8 protein-coding genes, 2 tRNA genes and 1 riboswitch are annotated in these 9,076 nt (G+C 45.3%); all 10 genes read left to right on the top strand.

The annotated features are described in order from the left end of the window. The first annotated feature begins 6 nt into the window (after positions 1 to 6). Positions 7 to 83: transfer RNA gene (locus AB4653_RS14435), tRNA-Asp, on the top strand. A gap of 59 nt (positions 84 to 142) precedes the next feature. After that, positions 143 to 219: transfer RNA gene (locus AB4653_RS14440), tRNA-Trp, on the top strand. A 483-nt stretch (positions 220 to 702) separates the two neighbouring features. Then, complete coding sequence (locus AB4653_RS14445) at positions 703 to 2,085, top strand: multicopper oxidase family protein (protein ID WP_009848171.1); 1,383 nt, start codon at positions 703 to 705, stop codon at positions 2,083 to 2,085. Between the two features lie 100 nt (positions 2,086 to 2,185). After that, the gene (crcB, locus tag AB4653_RS14450) at positions 2,186 to 2,569 is read left to right on the top strand and encodes a fluoride efflux transporter CrcB (protein WP_004736665.1); all 384 of its coding nucleotides are present in this window, start codon (positions 2,186 to 2,188) and stop codon (positions 2,567 to 2,569) included. Between the two features lie 62 nt (positions 2,570 to 2,631). Beyond that, positions 2,632 to 2,730: riboswitch (TPP riboswitch) on the top strand. A 130-nt stretch (positions 2,731 to 2,860) separates the two neighbouring features. Continuing rightward, complete coding sequence (thiC, locus tag AB4653_RS14455) at positions 2,861 to 4,810, top strand: phosphomethylpyrimidine synthase ThiC (protein ID WP_009848172.1); 1,950 nt, start codon at positions 2,861 to 2,863, stop codon at positions 4,808 to 4,810. Next, a complete protein-coding gene (locus AB4653_RS14460) occupies positions 4,810 to 6,102 on the top strand; it encodes a thiamine phosphate synthase (RefSeq protein WP_102258449.1) in 1,293 nt (430 codons plus the stop codon). Before thiC ends, AB4653_RS14460 begins: the two co-directional genes overlap by 1 nt. Then, positions 6,092 to 6,874, top strand: a complete 783-nt coding sequence (locus AB4653_RS14465) for a HesA/MoeB/ThiF family protein (RefSeq protein WP_009848174.1) — start codon at positions 6,092 to 6,094, stop codon at positions 6,872 to 6,874. Before AB4653_RS14460 ends, AB4653_RS14465 begins: the two co-directional genes overlap by 11 nt. Beyond that, the gene (gene thiS, locus AB4653_RS14470) at positions 6,871 to 7,080 is read left to right on the top strand and encodes a sulfur carrier protein ThiS (protein WP_009848175.1); all 210 of its coding nucleotides are present in this window, start codon (positions 6,871 to 6,873) and stop codon (positions 7,078 to 7,080) included. The genes AB4653_RS14465 and thiS overlap by 4 nt, the downstream gene beginning before the upstream one ends. A gap of 2 nt (positions 7,081 to 7,082) precedes the next feature. Further along, a complete protein-coding gene (locus AB4653_RS14475) occupies positions 7,083 to 7,847 on the top strand; it encodes a thiazole synthase (RefSeq protein WP_009848176.1) in 765 nt (254 codons plus the stop codon). Positions 7,848 to 7,854: 7 nt separating this feature from the next. After that, complete coding sequence (gene thiH / locus AB4653_RS14480) at positions 7,855 to 8,982, top strand: 2-iminoacetate synthase ThiH (protein ID WP_009848177.1); 1,128 nt, start codon at positions 7,855 to 7,857, stop codon at positions 8,980 to 8,982. The last annotated feature ends 94 nt before the right edge of the window (positions 8,983 to 9,076 follow it).

The following is a 9,076-nucleotide window of genomic DNA, read 5'->3' on the forward strand; positions in this document are numbered from 1 at the left end:
CACTGCGGAGTGGTAGTTCAGTTGGTTAGAATACCGGCCTGTCACGCCGGGGGTCGCGGGTTCGAGTCCCGTCCACTCCGCCACTTATTCGATAACCTCGCCTAGTGCGAGGTTTTTTCGAATCTGAAGTAATGAAAGTTTTAGGGGTGTAGCTCCAATTGGCAGAGCAGCGGATTCCAAATCCGCGTGTTGGGAGTTCGAATCTCTCCACCCCTGCCATATTTAAGGCTCTAGCAGAAATGCTAGAGCCTTTTTACTTTCTGAAGCCAATATACGCCATTAGCAGAGCAGCGGATCCCCCGACCTACCAAAATAGCGCATGTTGGGAGTTAAACCTCCACTCCTCCCATATACTAAGCCTCAACAGAAATGCTAGATCCTTTTTGCTTTCTGAATCCAATATACGCTATTAGTAAAGTAGCGGATTCTCCGACTTACTAAAACAGCGCGTGTTGGGAGTCGAAACCTCCAACCTTTCCATATACTAAGCCTCAGGAGAAATGCTGAGGCTTTTTTGCTTTCTATTTGTTCTATTTTTAGTCGACAATTCCTACTTTTAATAAAATCTGGCCTTAAAAGTGTAAGTGCTTACTTATCCCAGCCTCTTTTATAAACAACCAACAGCACAAACTACGCTTCTTTATGAGAACTGTTATCAATATTTTGTTACATTTTAGTCGTTATTACTAAAAGGCAACAAATATGGATATCTCCCGTCGTAAGTTTATTCAATCATCTCTCGCTATATCTGCACTCACTGTACTTCCCGCTTGCTCAATGAAACGGGCGGTTGATGAGCAAGGAAAGTATGTTTATGACCTAACGGCAGAGCCTTCAACCGCTGAAATCGTGACGGGGTTTGAGACTAATATTCTAGGCTTTAATGGTCAGATTCCAGCGCCAACGATTCGGTGTCGCCAGGGGGAGAAGGTAACAATCCGTTTTACCAACAAGCTATCAGAACCGACGACTATTCATTGGCACGGTTTAAGGATTCCTATCGGAATGGATGGAGTACCTTTCTTAAGCCAACCACCGATCATGCCTGGTGAAACATTTATTTATGAATTTACGCCACCAGATGCTGGTACGTTTTGGTATCACCCACATATGAATAGCGTTAAACAGCTTGGTATGGGCTTGGTTGGTCTTATTATCGTAGAGGAGAGTATCCCAGTGCCGTTTGATGAAGAACACGCACTGACGCTTAAGCATTGGCATATAGATAAGAAAGGCCAATGGAAAGATCTAATGATCCCACGACTCAGTGCCCGTATGGGTACGCCAGGAGAGTGGAGTAGCGTTAATGGAATACATGAGCCTGCCTATCAGTTAAAACAACATGCAACGACCAGGCTGCGTATCGCAAATGTCGATAATACGATCACTTACCCTATTGCTGTCGAAGGGGCAGAGGCATGGGTGATTGCCATTGATGGTAACCCTGTAAAAACGCCTTATAAACTGACTCAACATAAAATTGGCCCAGGGATGCGAGTGGATATTGGATTGATAGCACCCAAAGCCGGTGGGCGAGTGAGCGTCCTTCAAATGAAAGGACGCTTTCCTTTCTCTTTGTGTGAGTTCGAGGTTGTAGATTCAACCCTTGTTGAGAATCGCTCTCTACCTTCTTTACCCCTTAATCCTGTGCCCAACTTAGATTTGGTTAATGCAGAAGAAATTGACTTTTTATTTGAATGGGAAGGGGCGGTTTCTCCAGTATCCAAAGATGGAAAATCTATGCCTAAGTTTTGGCTAACTAATAAACGAGCATGGGAGGGGATGAGCAAAGATAATATCCCTGAACCTTTGGCGACTTTAGATCTGGGAAAAACCTATATATTCGATCTAAAGAACGTCACTCAATACCATCATCCTATCCATATTCATGGACATACTTTTACAGTACTCGAACTTGACGGGAAGAAAGTTGAAGAACCTTTCCATACCGATACAGTGTTACTTGGAAAAAATGGCCGAGCTAAAGCTGCATTTGTAGCCGACAACCCTGGCCGCTGGATGTATCACTGTCATGTTATAGAACACATGAAAACGGGTTTGATGGGATATATTGAAGTTAAGTGACACCTGTAACGTTTAATATTTGCGCATGCATTCTTAGTTTCTACCCTCGCTTTTATCGGCGTTAAAGCTAGAATATAGGGATTATTGTTTGGGAGGATTCATGGGTCAGTTATCTATTCTAGGTTTTATCGCCATCGGTGGCGCGTTTGGTGCTTGTTCACGTTACTTGATTTCCGAGTTATGCGTTGTGATGTTAGGGCGTGGTTTTCCTTACGGTACGCTGACTGTTAACGTAATTGGCTCTCTGATTATGGGATTGCTCATCGCCGCGTTTGAAAATGAGATGGTTGCGACGGAGCCGTGGAGACAAATTATCGGTCTTGGTTTCCTTGGAGCCCTGACGACATTTTCTACGTTTTCGATGGATAACGTGCTTCTTATGCAGCAGGGTGCGTTTTTCAAGATGGGGCTCAATGTACTGCTCAATGTGGTTCTCAGTATTTCAGCCGCATGGATCGGCTTCCAACTTCTGATAAAGTCTTAAAACTTTCTTACGATTTGTTAACAACTCGGCTTGGTTTATCCAAGCCGTTTTTATATACTCGATTGTACTTGTCGGAGTGCCATATGGCTGAGACCGTTAACTCGGGATCCGTTGAACCTGATCAGGCTAATACCTGCGAAGGGAACAAGAGTAGATATCTAACTAGAATCCTTCTAGAGATCTATCTCCAGATCACAACTGCATTTTCTTGCTGTGATCCCTCTTGTAGCATCTTATCCGTCAAGCATTTTTATCCCTATAAATAATGGCTAAAAGCCAAGGAAAAATGCTATGTCGAGTCGTAAACAAGCAAGACTGGAAGCGAAGAATTTCATTGATTCTTTATCCGTGCAACCTTATCCAAATTCAAAAAAAGCTTACATCCACGGATCTCGCGAGGACATTCAAGTCCCTGTACGAGAAATATCACTAGCAGATAGCCTTGTTGGTGGTACCAAAAAAGATCCTGTATTCGAACCTAATGCGCCAATTCATGTATACGACACCTCTGGTGTTTATACTGACCCTATGCACGAAATTGACCTTTACAGTGGCCTTCCTAAGTTACGAGAGCAATGGATTGAAGAGCGTGGTGATACAGAACTGTTAGACGATGTAAGTTCTGTCTACACCAAAGAGCGTTTAGAAGATGAAACTCTAGACGACCTTCGTTACGGTAATCTGCCTAGAATTCGTCGCGCCACTGGCGATCAATGTGTTACTCAGCTGCACTATGCTCGTCAGGGGACTATTACTCCTGAGATGGAGTACATTGCGATACGTGAGAACATGGGACGTCAGAAATTTGCTGATGAGCAGCTTAACCACCAACATCCTGGCCATAACTTTGGCGCAAATCTACCGAAAGAAATTACCCCTGAGTTTGTGCGCAAGGAGGTTGCTGAAGGTCGAGCTATTATCCCTTCAAACATCAACCACCCAGAATCAGAACCGATGATTATTGGCCGTAACTTCTTAGTGAAGGTGAACGCTAATATCGGTAACTCTTCAGTAAGCTCTTCGATTGAAGAAGAAGTTGAGAAGTTAGTATGGTCAACTCGCTGGGGTGGCGATACCGTAATGGACCTTTCTACCGGCCGTAATATTCACGAAACTCGCGAATGGATCTTACGTAACAGCCCTGTACCAATCGGTACGGTTCCTATGTATCAAGCCCTTGAAAAAGTGAATGGTGTTGCGGAAGACCTTAACTGGGAAGTGATGCGCGATACTTTGATTGAACAAGCAGAGCAGGGTGTTGATTACTTCACTATCCACGCAGGTTTGTTGCTTCGCTACGTTCCGATGACGGCTAAACGTGTCACTGGCATTGTTTCTCGTGGTGGTTCTATTATCGCGAAATGGTGTCTTGCACATCACCAAGAGAGCTTCCTTTATACTCACTTCCGCGAGATCTGCGAGATTTGTGCGAAGTACGATGTTGCCCTGTCATTGGGTGATGGCCTACGCCCGGGTTCTATTGCAGATGCCAATGATGAGGCTCAATTCTCGGAGTTACGTACTTTAGGTGAGTTGACTAAGGTAGCTTGGGAATACGACGTTCAGGTGATCATTGAAGGTCCAGGACATGTGCCAATGCACCTAATCAAAGAGAATATGGATGAGCAGTTAGAACACTGCCATGAAGCGCCTTTCTATACTTTAGGCCCATTGACGACAGATATTGCCCCTGGTTACGACCATATTACCTCTGGTATTGGTGCGGCCATGATTGGTTGGTACGGCTGTGCGATGCTCTGTTATGTCACACCTAAAGAGCATTTAGGTCTACCAAATAAAGAAGATGTGAAGACCGGCCTGATTACATACAAGTTAGCAGCACACGCAGCGGACCTCGCTAAAGGACATCCGGGCGCACAAATCCGAGACAATGCATTATCAAAGGCACGTTTTGAATTCCGTTGGGAAGACCAATTCAATCTAGCTTTAGATCCTGAAACCGCGCGTTCTTTCCATGATGAAACTCTGCCACAAGAGTCGGGCAAGGTTGCTCACTTCTGCTCAATGTGTGGACCTAAATTCTGCTCGATGAAGATTTCTCAAGAAGTTCGAGAGTATGCGAAAGACACCGAACAAGTAGCCGCGGATCAGGCTATCGAGATTAAGATGCTAGATAACCCGTTGGAAGGGATGCGTCAAAAATCACAAGAGTTCCGTGATACTGGCTCTGAACTTTATCATCCTGCAGTAGCCGCAAAAGAAGCTCAATTAGAGGAATAATGACAGTGAAGATACTCATCCCATCTCAAAATATTGAGTTAACGGGAGAGGTGCAGAACTGTCTATTGGTTGCTAAGCGACAAGGCTTGGCAACTGATGCGGTTGAGTTGGGTGTAAGCCCAACTCAATACTTCTCTATCGTTGATTCTCAGCAGGCGTTATCTATTGGCTTCGCTCATGATCTTGATTCATTGACGGTGTGTCAGCTAGCAGAACTGAACCATGTTGTTGATTACAGCAATTCAGTCGCGCTAGCTGACGTTTGTGATGCCTTTACACAAACTCCGAATACCATTTATATCGGTGTTTCAGATGATTCAGCTGTACTGGATATCTGGTCACACCGGGATGCTAATCGTGCTATCAAGAGTGAAACTACAGCTCATCAGGAGTTAGATAATCGCGGCCACTTTGCTTGGTTACTTACTTTGTTGGCTCTGGAATTCCCATTAGAGGACGCATTAGTTTTAGCTCGCGCATCGTCCAATGTTTCACGTGGAACATGGCCAGCACATTACCAAAACTTTCCAATTCCGGCTCTTGAAGATCAACGATTGAATATAAGCGTTGGTTGGGCTAATCAAGGGACAGTGCTTTCTTTTCCTGAGCTGGGTAAGAATAGTCTAGGTTTATACCCTGTGGTTGATGATGTTGAGTGGATCGAAAGGTTGCTCAAGCTCGGAATTAACACTGTTCAACTACGTATTAAAAACCCGCAGCAAGTGGACTTAGAACAACAAGTCGCGCGATCAATCGAGCTTGGTCGAGAGCATAACGCTCAGGTTTTTATCAATGACTATTGGCAGCTTGCACTCAAGCATGACGCATTTGGTGTTCATTTGGGGCAAGAGGATATTGAAGAGTCAAACCTCTCACAGTTGAGCCAAGCAGGTATCAAGATCGGTCTCTCTACTCATGGCTATTACGAGTTGCTCCGCATTGTTCAAATCAACCCAAGCTATATTGCGCTAGGGCATATCTTCCCAACAACAACTAAACAGATGCCATCAAAGCCTCAAGGTTTAGTTCGTTTATCTCTGTATCAACAGCTGATTGATACTATCCCATACACAGACCAACTCACTGGTTATCCGACGGTTGCTATTGGCGGTATTGACCAATCGACAGCTGAGCAGGTGTGGGAGTGTGGGGTATCGAGTTTGGCGGTGGTACGTGCGATTACATTGGCGGAAGACCCGCAGAAAGTGATCGAATTTTTCGAAAAACTGATGGCACCTAAATCTCCAACTCTTAAGGAAGAGGTTATACAGGAGCCTAGCTATGCTGAGTGACTTTGAATTCATTCGTTATCAACGACAAATTGCGTTACCTGAAGTGGGTGAGCAAGGGCAACGCAACTTACTAAATAGTCATGTGTTGTTGATTGGTTGTGGTGGCTTAGGTAATGCTGCGGCTCTTTACCTGGCTGCTTCTGGTGTTGGAAAGATCGTGCTGGTCGATGATGATTGTGTCGATTCATCGAACCTGCAACGACAGGTCGCGTTCAGGGAAAGTCAGTTAGGTTCGCCTAAGGTTGAAGCTCTCAAGCAACAAGTGAGTGAACTCAATGGTCGCAGCCAAGTAAGAACCATCAATCAACGAATGAGTGAAAGTCAGCTTGAGCTTGAAGTGATGCTAGCTGACTTAGTGTTGGATTGTACTGACAACTTCGAGTCACGCCAGCAGGTTAACCAAGCATGTTTCAGCACGAAGACCCCTTTGATTTCTGGTTCTGCAATTGGCTGGAAAGGCCAATTTATTGTATTTGATTATCAGAATCAGAAAGGGTGCTATCACTGCTTGTTCCCGTTCAGACATCATCCACAAACGACTCGTTGTAGCGATAGCGGCATCATAGGCCCAGTTGTTGGCACCATAGGTAACCTTCAAGCTTTGGCTGCTATTCAACGTCTAGCTCGTGGTGAGTTTCAGGTCGCAACACACCAACTCAAACTGTTCGATGGCCAGACGATGAATTGGCAAAACCTTATGGTCACTCAAGATAGTGAATGTCCTGTGTGCAGTGCGTCTGTAGTTAAGCATTTAGAAGAAGAAATCCAATGAGCCATATAACGATCTCGATAAACGAACAATCAGAACAAGTAGCACACTCATCGTCTCTAGCGGACATTATCCAAGTTCTAGCATTACCCAATCTAGGTTGTGTATTTGCTATCAATAATGCGGTTGTCCCGCGTAGCCAGTGGCAACAAACGGTCGTTAATGAAGGCGACGCTATATCTCTTTTCCAAGCTATTGCAGGGGGCTAACCATGTTAACCATCGCAGATAAAACGTTTCAATCACGTCTGTTCACTGGAACGGGTAAGTTCGCCAATAAGCAATTGATGGCGAGTGCTATTGAGGCTTCAGGTTCGCAATTGGCAACCATGGCGCTGAAGAGAGTTGATATTCGCTCTGAGCAAGACGACATTTTACAACCAATCATTGATGCTGGCGTGAACTTGCTACCGAATACCTCTGGGGCGAAGAGTGCAAAAGATGCCGTCTTTGCTGCGCATTTGGCTCGTGAAGCGCTAGGCACAAACTGGCTTAAACTGGAAATTCACCCAGAACCAAAGTACTTGATGCCAGACCCAATTGAGACGCTTAAAGCCGCTGAGCAACTGGTTAAAGATGGTTTTGTTGTGTTGCCTTACTGCCATGCCGATCCAGTTTTGTGTAAGCGCTTGGAAGAGGTGGGTTGCGCTGCGGTTATGCCGTTAGGTGCGCCTATTGGTTCAAACAAAGGTATCGCTTCGGCAGACTTCTTAGAGATCATTATCGACCAAGCGAATGTCCCTGTGATTGTGGATGCAGGCATAGGCGCGCCATCGCATGCTGCTCGTGCAATGGAAATGGGCGCAGACGCTGTGTTAGTGAATACGGCGATTGCGGCTTCTCAACAACCCGTTGATATGGCGATTGCTTTTAAGCTGGCAGTTGAAGCGGGGCGTATGGCTTACCTTGCTGGGCTTGCAGGAAAAGTATCTCACGCGGTTGCTTCGAGCCCGTTAACTTCATTTCTAGACGAGTAGTGTACCTATGACGTTTGTTGATCGATTTAAACAGCTCAACTGGGATGACATTGGTATGTCTATCTTCAGTAAAACGTCAGCGGATGTTGAACGTGCTCTGAGTAAACCCAAACGTGACTTAGAAGACTTTAAGGCTCTGATCTCTCCGGCGGCAGAACCTTACTTAGAGCAGATGGCACAACAGTCGTTGGCGCTAACTCGTAAGCGATTTGGCAATACAATGTCGCTTTACATTCCTTTGTACCTCTCGAACCTATGTGCGAATGCGTGCACGTATTGTGGCTTCTCAATGGAGAACCGTATCAAACGTCGCACGCTTACTTTGGATGAAATTGATGCCGAAAGTGCGGCTATCAAAAAGATGAAGTTCGATAGCGTTTTGTTAGTCACCGGTGAACATGAAACTAAGGTCGGGATGAATTACTTTCGACAGGTGTTGCCGAATATCAAAAAGCAATTCAACTACCTAGCGATGGAAGTGCAGCCGCTTGATCAACATGATTACGCAGAGCTTAAAACTCTCGGTCTAGATGCTGTTATGGTTTACCAAGAGACTTATCAGCCAAGAACTTACGCTGAGCATCATCTACGTGGCAATAAAATGGATTTTGAATACCGTCTTGAAACCCCAGATCGCTTGGCAAAAGCGGGGATCGATAAGATAGGTATTGGTGCCTTGATTGGTTTGGAAGATTGGCGAACCGACTGCTTTTTTGTTGCTGCTCACTTAGATTACCTAGAGCGCACTTATTGGCAGACTCGCTATTCAATTTCATTCCCGCGTCTTCGTCCGTGTGAGGGGGGAGACTCTAGTGGAGGATTACAGCCTAAATCAGTCATGAACGACAAACAATTGGTTCAGCTTATCTGCGCATATCGACTCTTGAATCCTGAGGTCGAGCTATCCCTTTCTACTCGCGAATCGGCAACCTTTCGCGACAATGTGTTGCCATTGGGGATCACGAGTATGTCTGCGGCTTCTAAAACCCAACCTGGTGGTTATGCTTCGGGTGAAGAAGAGCTTGAGCAGTTTGAGATCAGTGATGAGAGAAGTGCTGCTGATGTCGAGTCGATGATTCGTCAGCGTGGTTTCGACCCGGTGTGGCGAGACTGGCACAGTGCCTATTCTGGTTAATCAACATATTGGTTGATGTTCCACGTGAAACATCGATGTAATGATACAGGCAAATAAAAACGGCTACCCTTGGGTATAATGCCGTTCGGATAAG

It is taken from the genome of Vibrio sp. 10N.222.48.A3 (assembly GCF_041475345.1).
In the GTDB taxonomy this organism is placed as follows: domain Bacteria; phylum Pseudomonadota; class Gammaproteobacteria; order Enterobacterales; family Vibrionaceae; genus Vibrio; species Vibrio tasmaniensis_A.